The organism is Clostridium sediminicola (assembly GCF_050402865.1).
In the GTDB taxonomy this organism is placed as follows: Bacteria; Bacillota; Clostridia; order Clostridiales; family Clostridiaceae; genus Clostridium_AF; species Clostridium_AF sediminicola.
Genome location: NZ_BAABMF010000011.1, coordinates 143,643 through 162,885, shown reverse-complemented (window position 1 = coordinate 162,885; position 19,243 = coordinate 143,643). Strand labels below are relative to the sequence as shown.

Genomic DNA, 19,243 nt, shown 5'->3' with positions numbered 1-19,243 from the left:
GATGTGTATTTATGAATTTTGATCAATTAATAGATTTAAATAAAGATAAATTAGTAAAAAATACAAGAGAAATTGTACAAATAAAGAGTGTAGAAGAAGAAGCACTTGAGGGTAAGCCTTTTGGAGAAGGTCCTGCTAAGGCATTAGAATATGCTTTAGAATTGAGTAGGGAGATGGGTTTTCGCACAGTGAATTTGGATAACTATGTTGGATATGTTGAATATGGTAATGGAGATGAATATGTGGCTGTATTAGGTCACTTAGATGTTGTACCAGAGGGAAAAGGGTGGAAATATCCTCCTTATGGAGCTGAGATTCATGATAACAAGATATATGGAAGAGGAACTATTGATGATAAGGGGCCAATAATGGCTGCTTTGTACGGTTTAAAGGCAATTAAAGAATCTAATACAGAATTATCAAAGAAAATTAGAATAATATTTGGTACAAATGAAGAGAGTGGTTGTGAAGAAATTGAATATTATCTTTCTAAAGAAAAACCTCCTATAGCAGGTTTCACTCCTGATGCTGATTATCCAGTAATTAATGGTGAAAAGGGAATAACTGTTTTTGAATTAGTAAAGGAATTTAATGTAAAGGGAAGTAAAGAAAAAATTAATTATATTAAGGGTGGTAACAAAGCAAATATGGTTCCAGATTATTGTGAAGCGTGCATAGAAACTAATAGAGCTGATATGATAATTGAATACGCTGATAATTTTAAAGAAATGTTAGGTTTTGATATAACAGCGAAAAAAGTTGAAGATAAAGTAATTATTATTTCTAAAGGAAAATCTGCTCATGGTAGTACACCTGAAATTGGGATGAATGCAATTATGCAACTCTTTGCTTTTATTGGGGAGTTAGAATTTGAAAAATGTGATGCAACAAGGTTTGTTGAATTTATGAATATGAATGTGGGATTTGAGACTAATGGAGAGTCCTTTGGTGTTTATATGAAAGATGATGTATCTGGAGAGTTATCTTTTAATGTTGGTACAATAGATATGGATGAAAACACAGTTAAATTAGAATTGAATTTGAGGTATCCTGTTACTCATACATTTGAAGAAATGATGAAAGGAATAGATAAGACATTAGAAGGAAGCGGAATGATTATTCAAAATATGTCTCATCAAGCGCCTTTGTATTTTTCAGAAGATCACGAATTGGTTAAAACATTAATGAACGTATATGCTAATGTTACTGGTTTAGAAGGAAAGCCTTTTTCTATAGGTGGAGGAACTTATGCAAAAGAAATGCCAAATACAGTAGCGTTTGGTCCATTATTTCCTGGGCAAGAAGAATTAGCACATCAGGTTGATGAATATATTGATATTGATGATTTAATTATGAATGCAAAGATTTACGCTGAAGCTATGTATAGATTAGCAAAAAAGTAAAATTTAATAGATACTCTTTGAAAACAAAAAAAAATATGATAAAATAAAATTAGTCGGTATTTTATAGATAAACACTACGAAAACTTAATTTATATATGTACAAAATCTCAGGTATTAATGAGTTTTGGACTTGTATAAATTTTAGTTGAAGTTGTTTATATCTGTGCAAAAAAAGCCGAACTTTAAAAAATTGAATATAGCAAGTTTTGCTTATTCGACTTATATCCTTATGGAATAAGAACGGAGGTATGTAAAATGGAAAGAAAAATTAGTGCAAATGCTGGAAGAAAGTTTGGAACAAGGCAAATAGCAATTATTGGTATGTTGTCGTCGATTTCAATTTTCTTAGGGCTTACAGGTTTGGGGTTTATACCATTACCAATGGTTAAAGCAACTATCTTGCATGTGCCGGTAATTATTGGAGCAATAATTGAAGGTCCAATAGTTGGAGCAATGATTGGTTTGATATTTGGTGTGTTTAGTATGTATCAAGCTGTAGTTACACCTACACCAACATCATTTTTATTCTTGAATCCTTTGGTGGCAGTACTCCCTAGAGTACTTATTGGAATTGGAACATATTATGTTTACAAAGCTATTCCAATGAAAAAAGAAAACATAAAAATTGGTTTTGCAGGAGCGATAGGATCATTAATAAACACTTTTGGTGTTTTAACAATGATTTATGTGTTGTATGCTGCTAGATTTGCTAAAGCTATAGGAATTGACCCATCATTATCAGGAAAGGTTATATATGGATTAGCATTAACAAATGGATTACCAGAAGCAGCAGTATCTATGGTCATTGTAGTATCTGTTGTTACAGCTGTTAAAAAAATCAGAAGATAGAAATAATAATAAATAATTAAAAAATAAATAAATAACTTATCAGCAAAGATGATAAGTTATTTTAATATTGTAAATTAAAAGATTTTCAGAAGAAAATCAATTTTATTGTGCATTGTGAATTGTGAAGTGTTAATAGGGGGTTATTTTATGAAAGAGATAAAAATTACAGATATTTTAGATTTTAAAATAGGAAATGCAGAATATAATGAAGGACCAACTGGGTGCACAGTTATAATAGCCAAAGAAGGAGCAAGTGCAGGTGTTGATGTAAGAGGTGGTGCTCCAGGTACAAGAGAAACTGATCTATTGAATCCCATAAATTTAGTAGATAAAATTCATGCTGTGTTATTGACCGGAGGAAGTGCATTTGGATTAGATTCAGCTTCTGGAGTGATGAATTACTTGGAAGAGAAGAACATAGGCTTTGATGTCGGAGTTACAAAGGTTCCTATTGTTTGTGGGGCAGCTTTATTTGATTTAATTATAGGTGACCACAAGATAAGACCAGATAAAGAACTGGGATATAAAGCATGCTTGGAATCAGAAAAGAATTCTTTAGAAGAAGGAAATTATGGTGCAGGATTAGGAGCAACTATTGGTAAAGTTCTTGGGCCTGAGAATGCTATGAAAGGCGGCCTTGGAACTTATGCCGTAGAAATCGGAGATTTAATGATAGGAGCAATCGTAGCAGTAAATGCACTTGGAGATATATATGATAGTGAGAATAATAAAATTATAGCAGGAGCCTATGACAAAGAAAAAGGGCAATTGTTAAATACTGAGTCAATTATGACATCAAAATATGATGATAAAAAGAATCTTTTTAATGGAAATACAACAATAGGTGCAATTATAACTAATGCAAAACTATCTAAAGCTGAAGCTAATAAAGTAGCATCAATGGCACATAATGGATTTGCAAGAAGTATTAGACCAGCTCATTCAATGTTTGATGGGGATACAATTTTTGTAATGGCATCAGGTAAAGTTGAGGCTGATGTTAATACTATCGGTTTCACAGCAGCTAATGTAATGGAAAAAGCAGTAGTTAAAGCTATAGAAACAGCTAAAGGGATTGAAGGATACATAGCGGCGAGGGATATTTAGTAGAGCGCAATTAAAATAAAAGACGAATCAGATTAGTTAAGAGTTAAGAGTTAAAAGTTAAGAGTGAAGGTTGATTTTCTTGCAGAAAATCTTTAACTAAGCCTTTATTAGCTTCGCTAACTGGAAATCTGATCTTTTGCTATGCAAAAGGAAGGTATTTTATCTTTTATTTAATTAAAAGCTTTCGGTTGCGATAGGTGTCCATAACTCTTCACTCTTAACTATAAATTGCGAAGCGCTTTTCTTCGCAATTTATATATTTTGAATTAGTTTCTTTCTTAATTACTATAATCAAGAAGTTTAACCATATTGCTACCAGTGAGAGGTTTATTGATTTCTATAGTGCTGCTATTGACTCTTTCTCCATTCTTCATTTCGGTAATAAATTTATCTACTCCATCAATTGGGAAATCAATTTTTGGAGTTTTATAATGCATAGGTATTACAATATGACTTCCGATTTGTTTACATATAGTGGCGGCTTCTTTTGCATCTATTGTGAAGTTACCACCTACTGGAATCAACAATACATCTATCTTACCTATTTTTTCAAGGGTATCATTTGATAGATTATGACCTAAATCTCCTAGATGACAAATTTTATAACCATCCATTTCTATTATGTAAATAGTATTTTCCCCTCTTTTAGCCCCTTTAAATTTATCGTGATATGTAGGCAAACCTTCTATAGGTATATCACATAGATTGAATATACCAACTTTATCTAGAATTTTTGAAGATTTGTTTATTTCATCAGTATATTCATGGTCAAAATGATGATGGCTTATTGTTATTATATCGGCATCACCTTTATAGATTTTGTGACCAATAGAGTTATCATATGGGTCAGTTAATAGTTTTCTACCTTTAGAGTCTTCTAATAAAAAGCTTGCATGAGCTATCCATGTTATTTTCATAATTTTCTCCTTCTCAATGAAATTTAATTTTAAAAATTATATTCTATAATACAATTGTTATACAAATTATACCATGAAAAAAATACTACTTTCCAGGCAAGTATAAATTGCTTAAATAACAAGATATTGTTTAAATATAGAAATATCTTCCTTTGTTCATATAGTGTTCTTTTTAATGTTCCCATAAATATAAAATCATATTTATTACTATTAAAAATATTATTTAAAATTTACATTTTAAAGTACCTATAGTGGTTGAAAAAATGATAAGATTAAAATAAAATAAGAGTATGTCAGAATTATAGGAGGGTTATATTGAGAAAAAAGAGTATTTTATCAATTCTTATCATGATAATATTGGTGTTTACGACAGCTTTTGGGGATAAGGTATTTGCTGCGAAATCCTATAATGAGTTAGCATCTAAAAGTAATGTTGACATAAATAAAAGTTGGAATATTACTTTCAATTTTGATGTTGATAAAGCTAGTGTGGAAAATAATCATGATATATTAGTCCTGGATGAGGCAGGTACATATGTTAGTATTAAACGAAAAATGATCAATACTAAAACAATAGCAGTATCTCCAACTTATGGATACGAATATGGAAAAACGTATACTCTTATTGTTAGGGAGTCTGTTAAGTCAACAAATGGTAAGATTCTTAGTAATGAGATAAGAATGAATTTCACAACTAAATCTAATTCAAACAGCAACGGTGGTAATAATTTTAATAAATATACAGTTGCGCTTGATGCAGGAAGAGCTGGAAACGATGTTGGAAATGAAGTTGGCCCAACAGGTGTTTTAGGTAAGGATATTAATTTATCAGTAGCTATGAAGGCAGGAGCTATTCTACAGAGTAATGGATTTAACGTAGTGTATACAAGGACTTCTGATGATGTTCCTTGGACAAGCACTGAAAGTATAGCGGCAAGAAGTAAGATTGTTAATGATGCAAATGCAGATATTCTTGTAAGTATACATACAAATAGTTGGTCTCCAACAGGTAGTGGATACGAAATGTATTATTTGAATAGCAGTGCAGAAGGTAAAAAGTTAGCAACTAACATACAGAGTGAAATGATGAATAGAACTAATTTGCCTAATAGAGGAATAACACCAAACGAGTTAAAGACGTTAAATACAGTTAATGCGGTTGGGGTCTATGCTAATTTAGGGTTCATTTCAAATCCAAACGAAGAAAAAGTTTTAGCTACATCAGAATTTCAACAATCAAGTGCTAAAGCAATAGCTAATGCTATTATAAATTACTTTGATGTAGAAGAAGAAAAAACTATTAAGACTATAGAAGATTTAAATGTTATATTATATAAAGGTGAAAATTATACTTTACCGACTAAAGTTGATGCTTTGATGAGTGATAATTCTCACCAAAAAGTTAATGTTCAATGGAATATGCAATCAGTAGATACGTCTCAAAGTGGTACATTCTACTTATACGGAACTGTTGATGGGTATAACAATAGTGTCTTTATGGAAATTGTTGTTAATAATAATGAATTGCCAGTAGATGAAACTACTCCTTTATCTAAAGTAAAAGATTTTTCAATGAAAGTTGATCAGGGACAAGTATTCTCAATGCCTGAATATGTTGAAGCAACAGGGCTTGACGGTAATTTAGTTAGAGCAAGTGTGATATGGGACAGAGAGAGTGTTAATACTGATGAGCCAGGTATGCATATTGTAACAGGAAGAACAAAAGCCGGAAGCAAAAAGGTTACGATGGCTGTTATGGTAATGCCGTTCAATAAAAAACAGTATAAAATTACTATTGACCCAGGACATGGGGGATATGATCCAGGGGCAATAGGAGCTGCAGGTGTTAAAGAAAAAAATGTTAATTTAGCTATAAGTTTAAAGTTAGGCGATATACTAGTTAAAAATGGTGTCGATGTTGTCTTTACAAGAATTAGTGATAATGTCCCATGGCCAAGTAATAAATCGGAAGAGCTACAAATGAGATGTGATATTTCTAATGAGGCTAATTCAGATTATTTTATATCAATACATGGAAACAGCATGGGAAGTGCATCAGCAATAACAGGTGTTGAGACATATTATTATAGAGGGCGTAGCGATAGTACAGAATTTGCTACAAATGTATTGGATGAATTATATACAGGAATTGGTTCAATTAGTAGAGGAGCAAAGGCTGCAGGGTTATACGTAACTAGGTATACAAATGCACCTTCAATTTTGACAGAAGTTGAATTTTTGAGTAATCCAACTAAAGAAATGCAATTAAATGATCCTAATTTCCAAATGCAATGTGCAGAATCTATATCAAGAGGAATTTTAAGAACAATTGATTAAATTTTATAAATCTATTTGACTATGCAGATATGTAAATTATATAATGTTTACATATCTGTTCTTTTATTCTAATTTGGAAAGGATTTTTATATGTTTGACTATAAAGTAAGACGATCAAATTTTTATGTATTATTAGTTATTATAACATCACTTTTGTTAAAATATTTATTAGCACCTTTACTTGCCAAGCTACATTTTTCATTAGAATTCTATTTAGTATTTCCAGAAATATTATTGTTTTTAATTACTGCAATAATATATTTTGTAATAACAAAAGAATCCGTTATTCAAACGTTAAGATTCAAAAAAATTTCTATCGTAACAGTATTAATTGTTATAGGGATTGCTATACTTAGCCAACCAATAGCGCAGCTATTATCATTTATTTCTCAATTAGTATTTCCAAATACTATAGCGAATTTATTTCAAAGATTAGCGGAAATTCCTTTTATCTATAAATTGATAATTATTGCAGGGGTACCAGCAATTTGTGAAGAGGTATTTGCAAGAGGGATAGCTTTAAAAGGATATGATGATGTTGATATTAAAAGAGCTTCACTAATGAACGGGTTAATATTTGGAATAATGCATTTAAATGGTCAGCAATTTTTATATGCTTTTGCATTAGGGACTTTATTCGCGTATATGGTTCGTATAACAGGGTCTATATTTACTTCTATGATTGCACATTTTACCGTTAATGGGCTACAAGTACTTCAAGCAGAAATAGCTTTGAAGGTAGTGGATTTTATGGGAGAAGAATATCAAAACATTCAAAAATTAGGGGTAAAGGGATTGCCATCAAGTACTATTTTAAATATGCTTATTGGATTAGTTATAAATGCTATAATATGTTCTGGGTTGATTTATTTGTTATTAAGAGTTTTGAAGAAAAAGAATCGTAATTATAATGAAAATTATGAAGGTAAGGAAATTAAGGTTTTTGATAAACCAATGAAGATACTTTTAGGTATATTTAGCATCTCAATATTAGCAGATTTGTATTTTCTATATTTTAAATAATAACGAATGGAGTAGGGTGATGGGGAAGAAAGAAAAATTTTCAATAGTATTAATTTCAATTCTTTTGATATCTAATTTATTATTGTTTAAAATGTTAAGTAAGGTTGACAATAAAATAATGGATATTCAATATCAGAATGTTGAGTTAAGAGAAGACATAGATTCAATTTCAAAAAATGTTAATGATTCTGTTAAGGAGTTTACGGATGAGCAACGATGGCTTAAATTAGAATCAATGGATATAATAAATTTTTCTGATGATTTAAAAGAAGCTAATGTAAAAATTAAATGGAGTTTACGAGAGTTAAATAAAGGAGATAAGGTATATTTAATTTATGGATGTTATGATGATGATCCAAGTGAAATTGAAAATTGGGATATTGTATTAGTTGATAAAGATAATACTCTAAATTATGAAGAAAAATTATCATTGAATGCTGATAAAAATTACTATTTTAAAGTTAAAGTAAAGAATAGCTCAAAGACTATAATAGAGAACTTAACAAATATAGAATTAAATAAAATGATTGAAGATAGAATTCAAATTCAAACTTATTTTAAGAGTAGAAGTACTACTAATATTGATATGTATATAAACCTTGTTAATGATTATTTAATAAAAAATAATGCTGGTAATTCAATAATAAGTGATAATATAATTGATAAATTAAAAATTAGAAATATTTGGTTTGAAATTTTTATTGGAGATGAAGAAGTTATTCATAAAGACATTATAAAAGATGGTATAGAAGAAATTGAAGGTTTGAAAATTGAAAATCCTTATGGATTAGAGATTGTTGACTATAATGAAAGTATGAGTTTGAATAATGATATTAAAGTACCTGGTAGAATAAAAGTCTATATTGAGGACTATTTAGGCAATAAATACGAAGAAATTTTTGATGACAGATAAAAATGTGTTGTTTAACCATAGTGGTTAAACTAAAAAAAGTAAGTTGAACTAAAGTTGACCAAAATATCTACCGCAGATTGATGCGTTCTGACGCTATATATTGTGGTCGGAGTTCAACTAAATTACTTTTTGTGGAATAACCATAGTGTAGAATATAATAAAAGTTTGACAACAAAAAAACCATATTATATAATGAGTTTGATTGAATAAATAATAAAGGCAAAGAAATGGAAAAGTATTCTAATTGTATGTTTACAGAGAGTGAGGATAGGTGGAAACTCACAACTAAGATTAGAGGAAAATCACCATGGAGCCGTGAACTGAAATAAACAGTAAGTTTTTCCGTAATTCTGCGTTAAAGAATAGAGTATGATTGTACTTGAAGACAGATTTAATAGGTGGTTATTCTACTGCGTCCTATAGGGCGCAGTTTTTTTATTTATATGTCAAAGAATAATTTTTGTGTAAAAAAAAATTATTTGGTAAGTAATATTAAATGATTGCTATTTGATAGAAATTACGTTTTTATATATACGAAAGGAGAAGGGAAAATGTATAAGAAAATTGACAATTCTAGAAGCTTTGTAGATATGGAAAAAGACATTGCAAAGTTATGGGAAAAAGAAAATGTAGTTAAAAAAAGCTTTAATTTAAATGAAGATGGTGAGTATTTCACATTTTATGATGGACCACCAACTGCTAATGGTAAACCACATGTGGGACACGTGTTAACAAGGGTAATGAAGGATTTTATACCTAGATATAAAGTAATGAAAGGATATAAAGTTTTAAGAAAAGCTGGATGGGATACTCATGGATTGCCAGTAGAACTTGAAGTAGAAAAGAAACTTGGGATTTCAGGAAAACCTCAGATAGAAGAACATGGGGTTGAAGCTTTTATAAAGGAATGTAAAGACAGTGTATTTACTTATTCAAAGATGTGGAAAGATATGTCTGAAAAGCTAGCTTTCTGGGTAGATATGGATGATCCATATGTAACATACCATGATAATTATATTGAGTCAGAATGGTGGGCATTAAAGCAGATGTGGAATAAAGACTTGCTTTATAAAGGTCATAAAGTTATTCCTTACTGCCCAAGATGTGGAACTTCATTATCTTCTCACGAAGTTGCACAAGGCTATATGGATGTTAAAGAAGCTACTGCAATGGTTAAATTTAAAGTAAAGGGAGAAGAAAATAAATATATTTTAGCATGGACAACAACTCCTTGGACGTTACCTTCAAATGTTGCTTTAGCAGTTAATAAAGCTTATGAGTATGTAGAAATATCTACAAACGATGAAACCTTGATCTTAGCTAAAGAATTATTAAATATAATTACTGATGAGTATGAGATTATAAGAGAATTTAAAGGTGAAGAATTATTAGGCCTAGAATATGAGCAATTATTTAAATTCCACGAACCAGATAAAAAAGCATTCTATGTAGTACATGGAGATTTTGTTACATTATCTGATGGTACTGGTATAGTTCATATTGCACCTGCTTATGGTGAAGATGATAATCAAATCGGTAAAAAATATGGTTTACCTCTAATAAATTTAGTAAATGCTGAAGGGAAATTTGTTGAAGAAGTTGAACCTTGGGCAGGACTATTTGTAAAAAAAGCAGATCCGAAGATTATCAAGTACATGGAAGAAAATGGAACGCTTTATAAATCAGAAAAGTTTACTCATTCATATCCTCATTGTTGGAGATGTGATACACCACTATTATATTATCCAAAAGATAGTTGGTTTGTTGCAATGACAACTCTTAGAGATAAACTTGTAGAGAATAATAATAAGATTCACTGGTATCCTGATAATATAAGAACAGGAAGATTTGGAAAATTCGTAGAAAATGTTATCGATTGGGGTATAAGTAGAGATAGATACTGGGGTACACCACTTCCTATATGGGAATGTGATTGTGGTCATAGAGAGTGTATAGGAAGTAGAGAAGAGTTAAAAGAAAAGGGTATAGATGTTCCTGAAAATATTGAACTTCATAAGCCTTACATAGATGAAGTTAAACTTACTTGTCCAAAGTGTTCAGGAAAAATGACAAGAACTAGCGAAGTTATTGATTGTTGGTTTGATTCAGGGTCAATGCCTTTTGCACAACATCACTATCCATTTGAAAATAAAGAAGTATTTGAAAAGACTTTCCCAGCTCAATTCATATCAGAAGCAGTTGACCAAACTAGAGGATGGTTCTATACTCTACTTGCAATATCAACTGCAATATTTGGAGAAAGCTCATTTGAAAACTGTGTTGTTTTAGGTCATGTATTAGATGGAAAAGGAATAAAAATGTCTAAACATAAAGGGAATGTAGTAGATCCTTTTGATGTACTAGAAAATGAAGGAGCAGATGCAACTAGATGGCATTTCTATACTGCTAGTGCACCATGGCTTCCAACAAGATTCTCTGAAAAAGACGTAATAGAAACTCAAAGAAAATTCCTGAGTACATTATGGAATGTATATTCTTTCTATGTTTTATATGCTGACATAGATGGATTTGATCCTACTAAATACTCAGACTTTGTTTCAGATAATGTAATGGATAAATGGATTTTATCTAAATTAAATACTTTAATAATTAATGTAGAAGGTCATATTGATAATTATAGAATCACTCAATCAGCACTTGAACTTCAAGAATTTGTAGATGAATTATCAAACTGGTATGTAAGAAGAAATAGATCTAGATATTGGACTACAGAGCTTACAGAAGATAAAATAGGGGCATATACTACTTTGTATAATGTTTTAACCACTTTAGCAAAAGTAGCAGCACCATTTATACCATTTATGACTGAAGAAATATATCAAAATCTTGTAGTAAATTTAGATAAAGATGCTCCAGAAAGTATACATTTATGTAAATGGCCTGTTTATAATGAATCTTTAGTAAATAAAGAATTAGAAGAAGAAATGGACCTTGCTTACAAAATAGTTAAGCTTGGAAGAAGCGCAAGAAATGGTGCTAATATCAAGAACAGACAGCCATTAAATGAGATGCTATTAAGTACAAAATCACTACCAGATTATTATGGAGATATCATTAAAGAAGAGTTAAACATCAAGACTGTAATTTCAGGTTCAGATCTATCAAAGTATGTTAACTTTGAGATAAAACCAAACCTACCTGTATTAGGTAAGCAATACGGAAGACTTATTCCAAAAATCCGAAAAGCTTTAGGTGAAATGAACCAAATGAGTCTAGCTCAAACTATTAACACTGGTTCAGCTGTAACTGTAGATATTGATGGAACAGAAATAGTATTCAATAGTGAGAACTTATTAGTTACTATGCAAGGTTTAGAAGGATTTGCTTTTGCTGGTGAAGGTGATGTCGGAGTTGTTTTAGATACAACAATTACTGAAGAACTTAGAGAAGAAGGATTTGTAAGAGAGATATTAAGTAAAGTACAAAACCTTAGAAAAGAAAGTGGATTCCAAGTAGCTGATAAAATTAGATTATTTGTTGCTGACAATGAGATGTTAATTAATACTATTAAGAAATTCGAAGAACATATTATGAAAGAAACTTTATCCGTAGAAGTAAAATATAATGAATCAAGAGAGTATAACGAATATAAAATCAATGGTGAAATGCTTAAGGTTGCTGTTGAAGTAGTAGAATAAAGTTTGACTAAAAAACTCTGCTTAAATTGAAATTCTTTTATGAAACTAAAATTATAGTTTGATTGGAATCTCTATGCAGAGTTTTTTATATCATAGGATAGTAAAATTTTTTTACTTTCCTATGATATAAAAAATGAAGGGGTGCAGGGGAAGTATTCCCCGCTTCTTTCAGGAGGGTGCTCAGACGCTTTAGCGTCGTGGAAGGTAAACTAAGGTTCCCTAGCGAGGCGGCTTTGCCGCTTTTTTTAGAATAAATTTATATTTTAACAGATTAATGATATAATAATAGTAATACCATAATTTATATAACTGCAATAAAAATAGAAATATTTTATAGTAAAGCTTATAAAAAAAATAAATTATCTTGTATTTAAGTATATATATATAGTATAATAATTCAAAATAAAGGTATAGGAGTGGATTATATGGCAGCTTCAATAAAAGATGTTGCAAAGGAAGCAGGAGTATCTATTGCTACAGTTTCCAGGGTACTAAATGGAATAGATGTGGTAAATGAGGACACTAAGAAGAAAGTTGAAGATGCAATTAAAAAATTGAACTATAGACCTAATATTGTTGCAAGAAGCTTAAAGACTCAAAGAACTAAGACTTTGGGTATAATAATACCAGATATATCTAGTCAAATTTATCCAGAAGTTGTTCGTGGAGTAGAGGATGTAGCGAATATATATGATTATAATATAATTTTATGTAATGCTGATTTGAATTCTGAAAAAGAAAAAGAGTATCTAAAGGTATTGAAAGAGAAGATGGTAGATGGAGTTGTATACATAAGTAATTCTTTGGAAAAAGAAGTAATAGATACTATTCATGATTTACAAATGCCTACGGTATTAGTAGAAACTGTCGACGATGCAAATACTTTTCCAAGTGTTACAATAGATAATATTAGTGCGGCTAAGGAAGCTGTAAATTATCTTTTTGAAAAAGGTAGTAGCAAAGTGGCGTTTATTGGTACTTCAAGTGAAAAGAAGAATGCTTCTTCTATGAGATATGAAGGATATAAAAAAGCATTAGAAGAAAAAGGATTAGAAATTGATAGTGATTTAATAAGTTTTTGTGAAGGAAGTACTAGAGCGGATTCTGGTTTTTCTGCAATGAATAAAATTTTAGATAAAAACAAGGATTTTGATTCATTATTCTGTAGTAATGATGGCCTTGCGATGGGTGCTATAAATGCTCTTAGAGAAAAAGGCATTGATGTTCCAGGTGATGTTAATGTAATGGGATTTGATAATATATATGGTTCATGTTTCTTCTATCCTAAACTTACAACTATTGCACAGCCTCTTTATGATATGGGGTCTGTTGGAACGAGAATGTTAATAAAAATAATTAATAAAGAAGAGCTTGAAAAAGAAAATTATGTGCTAGACTATAGGTTTATAGAAAGAAACTCAGTAAAGTAAAGATTATAAAAACTTAATAAATAAATACGCTGAATCATATTTAAAAATATGGTTCTTTTTTTTGTAGTAAAGTAGAGTGGACTAAAATTGGTATAATATGGTATAATAGATTATAAATGTAAAAGGATAAAAGGAGGGAGGTTTTTGAATAAAAAAATTAGCAATGTTATTGATATCGAGTATAAAGAAATTATAGAATCTTTTGATAAAAAGTATAGCGTTTATGAAAATTTGCTTCATATTTTAAAAAAAAATAGTACTAATGAAGATGTTAAGAGTATAAATATAAAAAAGGATAAAGAATATTTCTTACCAATTGAGCAGAAGTTTGATTCATCTAAATTAATAAATGAAATTAATTTGAATTCAGGGCTAGCTATACAAGCGGATGATAAAGAAGAAATGTACAAGTCTATTATTAATATAGTTTGTGATTTTTTAGCAAAAGGGAAAAGAGTATTAATAACGTCAAATGATTACTCATATCTAAAAAAAATTGAATTTTGTTTACCAGAGTATTTAAAATTATTATCTTTTAGAGTTACAGATAATGATAATACTTTTAACGAAATGGACAACTTAATAAAGATTATAAATAAACCTATTTTTAGAAACAAAGAGATAATTAGAAATAAGATTATAGAATTGAAAACTAATTTAAATGAAGAGGATAAAATTTATAAAAAAATCTATTCGAAAATAGTAGAAGTAGAAAAAATGGAAAATTCTATAATTCGATATAACAAGCAAAAATTAAAACCATGGCAATTAGCCAAATGGGTGAGTTTAAATCAAAGTAACTATGGATGGATAGGAGATTTTATTTCAATGGAGGATGAGCCTCCTATGAGTGATGCTAAGTTTTCGAAATTGATTTATCTTTTGAGTAATGTAAATCCTAATGAGGTTATTGAATATAATGAATGTTATGAAATTTTAAGCTATCTTCCAAGTTCTGAAGAACTTTGGGGTAAAATCGAAAAAGTTAATATGCTTTCTAAAAAATATAGTGAATATGAAAAACTTATTTCAAAATGGAATATTAATAAGAATAAACAGTATAATTATAAAAAGTTGCTTACAGAAATTAGTGTGATTAAGAATTATTTCACTTCAATAGAAGAGAAGTGGATCAAGCAAATTGTTATCAATGCGAATAATAATAAAACTATATTGGATAATATTAGAGAATTTATTCTAAAAACAAATTCTTATACAAAAAGAATAGAAATAATAAATGATAAAATAAAAGATCATAAATTCATAATTCCAGAAGATATGGAAATGGAATCAATTTTTGAAGAAATGAATAAAGCTAAGGATCAGTATATAAGCAAAGGGAAGATTAATAAAGTTTATAGAATAATGCATAGCAAATATAATTATATTATTGAAAATTCTATAGTTGATAGCAGTGAGATTGATAATTTGGATAATATAGAATTATTTAATTATTTTATAGAAAAAAATATTATAGAGATTAAATTGATAAATTATTGGAATGAGAATCTAGATTATTATAAATACGGTGAAGTTGAAGAATTAAATATACTTAATTTAAATAAAATTAATATTGCTATAAAAAAACTAGAAGAAATAATAAATTTTTATGGATTTATAGAAAAATTCAAAGAAAGCATGAATGGAATTGAAGTAGATGAAGACCTTGATTTATCAGATTTAAATTCTTTGGAAGAAATACATAAAGGCATTATTGCATTGAATGGTATAAGAGAATACAATGATTTAAATATGTATATTGAAAATCTTGTAGATATTATGAAACAATACAAGTCACTTAAAAAAATATCTGAAATTATTAAGAAAAGTAGATTAGATGTAATAAGAGAAGAATACAACAAAGTAGAAAATTTTAAAGCTAATGAAATAACTATTAAAAATATAAATAGGATGATTTTACCTTTAAGAGATAAGTGCCCTATACTAGTAAAAACAATAATATCTGATGATGATAGAGTAACTATGCTAGATAGATATAAGAATTTTAGTAAAGCATTCATGTGGAAAAAATTCCATGATTTTTTAAAAAGGTATGAAGGATTAGACATTAATGTTTTGCAAAGAAAGTTGAAAAAGCATAAGAACAAAATTGATAATTTAAAAACTTCATTGATATGTGAGAATATAATTTATAATGGAGTATTAGAAACTGGAAAAAGCAGTATAAGTGATTTAAATCAATGGTTTGAAATGTTGAAAAAAAGCAGGAGTAATTATAAGGAGTATATTGAGAAAAAAAATATACTACAAAATAAAATGATAAAATGTTATAAATTTATACCGCTATGGGTTATGCCATTAGAGGACGTAATAATTAATATGCCTCTAAATAATAATTTGTTTGATTTAATCATTATGTTTGATGGTAATCATATAAGTTTGCAAAGCATATCTATACTTTTGAGAGGTAAAAAAAGCATGATTTGGAGTGAGAATACTAAATTATGTAATAATGATAAAATAATTTATAACAATAAAAACAATGATAGTATTTACCAATTTTCAAAAAAAATATATAAAGAGTTAAATCTTTATTCTAATATGCAAAGTATAAAGTTTGAGCAATGGATTCATGATAATAATGAAGTTTATAATAACTCAGATTTTAAATCTCAATTTAAAAAAGATGTATATAAGATTTTTAAAGAGAAGGGGTATAATATAAAAATTAATAATGAGTCATCGAATTATTTTGATTTCTTTATAGATACTAATGATGAAAGATATATTATCCAGTGTGATGGAGATTTTGAATTCAATAATAATTTATTGATGAATAGATATAATATTGGAAAAAAATTTGAAAATTTAGGTTGGAAAACAATTCTAATAAGAGGGAGTGAATTTTATAGGAATCCTCAATTATCTATTGAGAAGGTTCTAAAAGATATTAAAGAATATAAAGTAAATAGAGGAATTGCATAGTAATTGAATATGGAGGCTAATAATGGTTTGCTACACAATAGGACATTCTACTAGAAATTTTACAGAGTTTATTAATATTATAAAATCTATGAAGATTGATTGTGTCATGGATATAAGAAGTAACAATTCTAATTTGAGACCAGAACAATGTCAGTATTTAAAACATAATTTAAAACAAAAACTAAATATGGAGGGGATTAATTGGATAGACATCAATAATATTTTTATGGATACTAAGCATCAAAATGAAATCTATAATCACCCAAAGTATAATAAAGGTGTAAATATGATAATAGAAGGAATAAGAAGAAAACATAGAATTGCAATACTAAGTATAGAAAAGAATCCAGCATTATGTCCAAGAGGTGTATTATTAGGATATTCTTTGAAAAAAAATGGCGTTGAAGTAAAGCATATTATTGATGACTCAAAAATCGTGACTCAAAATTATATAGATGATAAATTATATGAACAATATAAAAATAGATTAAGTAAAAATATTAATTATAAAAGTGGAATTATAGAAGAAAGCTATAGATTAAAATCTAAAGAAATAATTAAAAGGTTATAAAGAAGTGCTGTTTACCAGTACTTCTTTTTTTGGTATAAAAAATGAATAAATTTAGAAAAATAGTTAAATAATATCAAGGTGTAATTGAAAGGGGTGTAACTAGTTGAAAGTTGGAGTCCAAAAAGGATTATTTTATTATAAATATAGAGTTTTTATTCAAGAATTTTTGAATGATTTAGGTGCCGAAGTGATATTATCTCAAGATACAAATAAAAGAATATTAGATTTAGGTATAAAGTATTGCGTTGATGACGCATGTGTACCAATTAAAATTTTTACAGGACATGTAGAATCTATAAAAGAAGAGTGTGATTTAATAGTTATCCCAAGAATTATGAGTATTAGAGACAAAGAGTTTATTTGTCCAAAGTTCTGTGGTTTACCAGAGATAATATCTAACTCTCTTACTGGATTGCCACAAATAACATCTATGCCATTATATATAAATAATAAAACTAAATTATTCTACTGGTGTAAAAATCTTGGCAAAATGATAGGAGCAAAAAATAAAGAAATCAAAATTGCATTTCATAAAGCAATGAAAAGACAAATTGCATTTACTTGTGGCTATAATGACAAAGCAAATACAAGGGAGCATTATTAGGCCATCCATATAATTTGTTCTTAAAATTAATAAATATACATTTTGTAAGGTATATTTATTAAACTTTAGGAGTTAAGGTGTGTATTTTTATGCATATAATTATAAAAAAATTTAATTTTCTTTGCAAAATAGGTTGACATTAAATGCTAATATGTATAAAATGTAATAAACATAAGGGAATACTATAATGTAGGAGGATATAGAAATGGAAAATTTTATTGGAAAAGAATATAGCAAAAACTTTTTTTATTTTTATTTTAGCTGGGGCTTTTATTTTAGCGCTAGATATTTTTGCTGCAAAAAATCCAATAAATTTAATCCTGATGAGATATGCATAGCATTATAGATATATATTTTTTTCTGTTATAGAAAATACAGGCACTCATTAGATGAGTGCCTTTTTTTATTATTAAAATTTATTATCAAACTATTTAGATTTTTATTATTGGAGGGTGAAAAATGATTATAGTAATTAAACCGGGAACATCAGAAGATAAAATTGAAAAGTTTTCAAAAGCACTAGAGGCTAAGGGAGTATCACTTCATAAGTCTCAAGGAACCGAGTATTTAATTATGGGACTTGTTGGTGATACAACTAAAATTAACCCAAGACAAGTCGAGGCTTATGATTTTGTTGAGAAAGTTATGCATGTACAAGAACCTTACAAGAAAGCTAATAGAATGTTTCACCCAGAAAATAGTGAAATAAAAGTTGGAGATTTTGTTATAGGTGGAAAGAAAATAGTTACAATGGCAGGCCCTTGTTCAGTAGAAAGTGAAGAGCAAATCATTGATATATCAAGAACAATAAAAAAATCTGGAGCTACTTTTCTTAGAGGAGGAGCATTTAAACCAAGAACATCACCATATAGCTTTCAAGGATTAGGAGAAGAAGGACTAGAGCTATTAAAAAAAGCAAGAAAAGAAACTGGATTACCAATAGTAACGGAGCTTATGTCAATTGATATGGTTGAAAAATTCGTTGAAGATGTTGATATTATTCAAATAGGTGCTAGAAATATGCAAAATTTCAATCTACTAAAAGCAGTAGGAAAAACTAATAAACCGATTTTATTGAAAAGAGGAATGTCATCTACTATTGAAGAATTTCTTATGTCTGCTGAATATATAATGTCTGAAGGAAATACAAATGTTATCCTATGTGAAAGAGGAATTAGAACATTTGAAAAGTATACAAGAAATACTCTTGATCTAAGCGCTATACCAGCAATAAAGAGATTAAGTCATTTACCAATAATAGTAGACCCTTCACATGCTTCAGGAATGTGGTGGATGGTTGAACCTTTAGCAAAAGCAGCTATAGCAGTTGGAGCTGATGGGTTAATGATTGAAGTTCATAATGACCCAGTTAATGCGAAATGTGATGGGCAACAATCAATAAAACCAGAAAGATTCGAAGCATTGATGGATTCTTTAAGCGGTATCGCAAAGGTAGTGGGAAGAGAAATTTAATGAGGTGATGA

14 protein-coding genes are annotated in these 19,243 nt (G+C 28.8%); 13 read left to right on the top strand and 1 reads right to left on the bottom strand.

Features of this window, described 5'->3' with window-relative positions:
* Positions 1–11: 11 nt before the first annotated feature.
* The 3 genes from pepV to ACQ3F0_RS17315 all read left to right on the top strand — a co-directional run bounded on the left by pepV (position 12) and on the right by ACQ3F0_RS17315 (position 3,359).
* Positions 12–1,403, top strand: coding sequence for a dipeptidase PepV (pepV, locus tag ACQ3F0_RS17325; RefSeq protein WP_428866613.1), 1,392 nt, complete (start codon positions 12–14; stop codon positions 1,401–1,403).
* A 255-nt stretch (positions 1,404–1,658) separates the two neighbouring features.
* Positions 1,659–2,252 carry an ECF transporter S component gene (locus ACQ3F0_RS17320; RefSeq protein ID WP_428866612.1) on the top strand — a complete coding sequence of 198 codons (594 nt, stop codon included), beginning with the start codon at positions 1,659–1,661 and terminating at the stop codon, positions 2,250–2,252.
* 147 nt (positions 2,253–2,399) lie between these two features.
* Positions 2,400–3,359: a P1 family peptidase gene (locus ACQ3F0_RS17315; RefSeq protein ID WP_428866611.1), complete on the top strand. Its 960-nt coding sequence runs from the start codon at positions 2,400–2,402 to the stop codon at positions 3,357–3,359.
* Positions 3,360–3,637: 278 nt separating this feature from the next.
* Here ACQ3F0_RS17315 and ACQ3F0_RS17310 read toward each other — a convergent pair whose 3' ends face one another.
* On the bottom strand, positions 3,638–4,276 hold the full coding sequence (locus ACQ3F0_RS17310) for an MBL fold metallo-hydrolase (RefSeq protein ID WP_428866610.1): 639 nt from the start codon (positions 4,274–4,276) through the stop codon (positions 3,638–3,640).
* Between the two features lie 315 nt (positions 4,277–4,591).
* On the opposite strand from ACQ3F0_RS17310, the gene ACQ3F0_RS17305 reads away from it, so the two are divergent.
* The 10 genes from ACQ3F0_RS17305 (at position 4,592) to aroF (ending at position 19,232) form a co-directional block, all read left to right on the top strand.
* The gene (locus tag ACQ3F0_RS17305) at positions 4,592–6,613 is read left to right on the top strand and encodes an N-acetylmuramoyl-L-alanine amidase (RefSeq protein WP_428866609.1); all 2,022 of its coding nucleotides are present in this window, start codon (positions 4,592–4,594) and stop codon (positions 6,611–6,613) included.
* A 90-nt stretch (positions 6,614–6,703) separates the two neighbouring features.
* Entirely contained in the window at positions 6,704–7,636 is a 933-nt protein-coding gene (locus tag ACQ3F0_RS17300) for a CPBP family intramembrane glutamic endopeptidase (protein WP_428866608.1), read from the top strand.
* A gap of 19 nt (positions 7,637–7,655) precedes the next feature.
* The gene (locus ACQ3F0_RS17295; protein WP_428866607.1) at positions 7,656–8,549 is read left to right on the top strand and encodes a hypothetical protein; all 894 of its coding nucleotides are present in this window, start codon (positions 7,656–7,658) and stop codon (positions 8,547–8,549) included.
* A 551-nt stretch (positions 8,550–9,100) separates the two neighbouring features.
* Positions 9,101–12,208, top strand: a complete 3,108-nt coding sequence (ileS, locus tag ACQ3F0_RS17290) for an isoleucine--tRNA ligase (protein ID WP_428866606.1) — start codon at positions 9,101–9,103, stop codon at positions 12,206–12,208.
* Positions 12,209–12,633: 425 nt separating this feature from the next.
* A complete protein-coding gene (locus tag ACQ3F0_RS17285; RefSeq protein WP_428866605.1) occupies positions 12,634–13,638 on the top strand; it encodes a LacI family DNA-binding transcriptional regulator in 1,005 nt (334 codons plus the stop codon).
* A gap of 144 nt (positions 13,639–13,782) precedes the next feature.
* Entirely contained in the window at positions 13,783–16,584 is a 2,802-nt protein-coding gene (locus tag ACQ3F0_RS17280) for a hypothetical protein (RefSeq protein WP_428866604.1), read from the top strand.
* Between the two features lie 22 nt (positions 16,585–16,606).
* Positions 16,607–17,155, top strand: coding sequence for a hypothetical protein (locus ACQ3F0_RS17275; RefSeq protein ID WP_428866603.1), 549 nt, complete (start codon positions 16,607–16,609; stop codon positions 17,153–17,155).
* Positions 17,156–17,258: 103 nt separating this feature from the next.
* A complete protein-coding gene (locus tag ACQ3F0_RS17270; RefSeq protein ID WP_428866602.1) occupies positions 17,259–17,759 on the top strand; it encodes an acyl-CoA dehydratase activase-related protein in 501 nt (166 codons plus the stop codon).
* A gap of 205 nt (positions 17,760–17,964) precedes the next feature.
* Entirely contained in the window at positions 17,965–18,105 is a 141-nt protein-coding gene (locus ACQ3F0_RS17265) for a hypothetical protein (RefSeq protein ID WP_428866601.1), read from the top strand.
* A gap of 113 nt (positions 18,106–18,218) precedes the next feature.
* A complete protein-coding gene (gene aroF / locus ACQ3F0_RS17260) occupies positions 18,219–19,232 on the top strand; it encodes a 3-deoxy-7-phosphoheptulonate synthase (protein ID WP_428866600.1) in 1,014 nt (337 codons plus the stop codon).
* Positions 19,233–19,243 lie beyond the last annotated feature (11 nt).